General features: G+C 74.3%; 1 pseudogene. It reads left to right on the top strand.

The features are described 5' to 3' along the window. Positions 1-2,317: pseudogene (gene gcvP, locus AC2W7G_RS13190) on the top strand (aminomethyl-transferring glycine dehydrogenase); the annotation flags it as partial. Positions 2,318-2,751 lie beyond the last annotated feature (434 nt).

Raw genomic sequence — 2,751 nt, 5'->3', positions numbered from 1 at the left:
CCTGCACCCGCAGACGCTGGCCGTGGTGCAGACCCGCGCCGAGGCGCTCGGCATCGCGCTCGTCGAGGCCGACCTGCGCGACGGCCTGCCCGTGGACGACTGCAGCGGCACGATCATCGCCTACCCGCGCAGCGACGGCGGCGTGGTCGACCGCGCGCGGTGATCGAGGCGACGCACGCCGCCGGAGGCCTGGCCGTCGTGTCGCCGACCCGCTCGCGCTCGTCCTGCTCACCTCGCCCGGCGAGCTCGGCGCGGACGTCGCGGTGGGCTCGACCCAGCGGTTCGGCGTCCCGATGTTCTACGGCGGCCCGCACGCCGGCTACATGGCCGTCCGCGAGGGCCTGGAGCGGCACCTGCCCGGCCGCCTGGTCGGCGTCTCGGTCGACGCGCAGGGACGCCCGGCGTATCGCCTCGCGCTGCAGACCCGCGAGCAGCACATCCGCCGCGAGAAGGCGACGTCCAACATCTGCACCGCCCAGGTGCTGCTGGCCGTCGCCGCGTCGATGTACGCGGTCCACCACGGCGCCGACGGACTGCGCGAGATCGCCCAGCGCGTCCACGACCACGCCACGTCGCTGGCCGCGGGCCTGCGGGGCGGCGGCGTCGACGTGCTGCACGAGGCGTTCTTCGACACGGTCACCGCGCGCGTCCCGGGCCGTGCCGACGACGTGGTGGCCCGGGCCCGCCTGGCCGGCATCCACCTGCGCCGGGTCGACGCCGACACCGTGGGCGTCACGACGTCCGAGGTCACCACCGCGGCGCACGTGGAGGCGGTGCTGGCGGCGTCGGCCTCGACGCGTCCGCCCCGGAGGGCACGCGCGCGCTGCCCGCGACGCTGCTGCGCGACGACGAGATCCTCACCCACCCGGTGTTCTCCCAGCACCGCAGCGAGACCCAGCTCCTGCGCTACCTCAAGCGGCTCAGCGACCGCGACTACGCGCTCGACCGCGGCATGATCCCGCTCGGCTCGTGCACGATGAAGCTCAACGCCGCCGCCGAGATGGAGCCGATCAGCTTCCCCGGCTTCGCCGACCTGCACCCGTTCGTGCCGGCCGAGGACGCCGCTGGGATGATCGAGCTGGTCGGGACGCTCGAGGGCTGGCTGGCCACCGTCACCGGCTACGCGGCCGTCTCGATCCAGCCCAACGCCGGCTCCCAGGGCGAGCTGGCCGGCCTGCTGGCGATCCGCGCCTACCACCGCAGCCGGGGCGACGAGGGCCGCACGGTCTGCCTCATCCCGAGCTCGGCGCACGGCACCAACGCGGCGTCCGCGGTCATGGCCGGCATGAAGGTCGTGGTGGTGAGGTCGACCGAGCGCGGCGAGGTCGACCTGGACGACCTGCGGGCCCAGTGCGAGAAGCACGCCGACGACCTCGCGGCGCTCATGGTCACCTACCCGTCGACCCACGGCGTGTACGAGCACGGCATCACCGAGCTGTGCGACGTCGTGCACGCGCACGGCGGCCAGGTCTACGTCGACGGCGCCAACCTCAACGCGCTGGTCGGTCACGCGCTGCCCGGCGAGTTCGGCGGCGACGTCTCGCACCTGAACCTGCACAAGACGTTCTGCATCCCGCACGGCGGCGGCGGCCCGGGCGTCGGCCCGGTCGCGGTGGCCGAGCACCTGCGCCCGTTCCTGCCCACGCACCCGCTGCACCCGGACCCGGCCCGTCGTGAGGGCGTGGGCGCGATCAGCGCCGCCCCGTTCGGCTCGGCCGGCATCCTGCCCATCCCGTACGCGTACGTCGCGATGATGGGCGCCGAGGGGCTGACCCAGGCGACGTCGGTCGCGGTGCTGAGCGCCAACTACGTCGCGACGCGGCTGCGGGACGCCTTCGAGGTGCTGTACGCCGGCGAGCACGGGCTCGTCGCGCACGAGTGCATCCTGGACGTCCGCCCGCTCAGCAAGGCGTCCGGCACGAGCGTCGACGACGTCGCCAAGCGGCTCATCGACTACGGGTTCCACGCGCCGACGATGAGCTTCCCGGTGGCCGGCACGCTCATGGTCGAGCCGACCGAGTCCGAGGACCTGGCCGAGCTCGACCGCTTCGTCGACGCGATGCTGGCCATCCGCAGCGAGATCGACGCCGTGGCGGCGGGGGAGTACCCCGAGGGCGACAACCCGCTGGTGAACGCCCCGCACACCGCCCGCGAGCTGCTGGAGTGGTCGCACGCCTACCCGGTCGCGACCGGCGTCTTCCCCGCCGGCAGCACCGACGACAAGTACTGGCCGCCGGTCGCGCGCATCGACCAGGCCTACGGCGACCGCAACCTGGTGTGCGCCTGCCCGCCGCTGGAGGCGTTCGCGGAGGCCTGAGCTACTGGTCCTTCCACCAGGCCAGGACGCGCTCGACCACCGGCGCCGGGTGCGCACCCAGTGCAGGTGGTCGGTCGTCCCGCCGTCGGGGGCGGCGTCCTGGGTGTAGACCCAGCGCTGCATCGCGGACGGCTCGACGAACCGCTCGCCGAACCACTTCGTGGCGGCCGAGACGGCGTAGTGGTCGCGCTGCAGGTGCACGGCCAGGGTCGGCTGGCTCACCCGTCCCGGGCCCCACGGCGCCGTGCCGCGCAGCGAGAAGCGCGACCACTCGGCCATGAGCGTGCGGGCTCCCGGGGCGCCGAACAGCGGCGGCGCGACGAACCCGCGGACGGCGTTGCTGGCGCGCACGAGGGCGTTGAGCAGCAGGATGTGCGCGCCGCCGTGCGGGTAGAGCCGCCAGTACGGGGCGCCGGCGCCGACCAGCACGACGC

Source organism: Aeromicrobium sp. PFPM2_SD2 (genome assembly GCF_057364525.1).
The sequence above is the reverse complement of the archived record's forward strand: the minus strand, read 5'-3'. Positions and strand labels throughout refer to the sequence as shown.